Origin of the sequence: Mesorhizobium australafricanum (assembly GCF_033977265.1) — a bacterium.
GTDB lineage: Bacteria > Pseudomonadota > Alphaproteobacteria > Rhizobiales > Rhizobiaceae > Mesorhizobium > Mesorhizobium australafricanum.
In genome coordinates this window covers 1-509 of sequence record NZ_JAVIIT010000076.1, presented here as the reverse complement: position 1 = coordinate 509, position 509 = coordinate 1, and the positions used below count along the sequence as shown (strand labels likewise).

The 509-nt window shown below is 63.7% G+C and carries 1 protein-coding gene; it reads left to right on the top strand.

Annotated elements, in window-relative coordinates:
• Positions 1-509 (top strand): hypothetical protein (locus RFM98_RS31250; protein WP_320312304.1); only part of this gene is annotated, 509 nt, incomplete at both ends.

Here is a 509-nt window from a genome sequence, read left to right as displayed (position 1 = left end):
GATACGATGGATCCCTTTAACAATGTCAATCGGTCCCACGTCTCAGATTTCGCCCGCACAGACGATGCAGGCTCGCAACAGCAGCAGACCAACCAGGCGCGTTTTCAGGAGCATCTGAACGCGTTGCAGCCGGGCCAGCATCGGCAAGCTGTTCCAAACAGCCGTCTCGCCAGGCGGCGGACCGGCTCACATGCAGATGCGGTTGGACCGAGGATGCTGCAAGAGGAGGGCGCCGGGGAAGGCGGTTCGCACTTGCCCTTTGCTCCACCAGCTCACTCACCTGCGCAGAGTTTTGACCAAGACGAGCTCTTTGCCGCCGCCGACCGCGCCGGGCCGTTGCCGGCCGCAAGTTTCGCTTCGGCGCAGTTCTGGCAGGATGCGCAGCGGGTGGTCCACTCAACCGCGCAAAGTGTCGATCAGCCGCGGAGCCGCGCAGCGATTGGGGTTGGTTACGAGGCTTCGAGTTCCATGCCGCCGCCGCGGGTCAACCTGCCCGCTACGGGATTTGG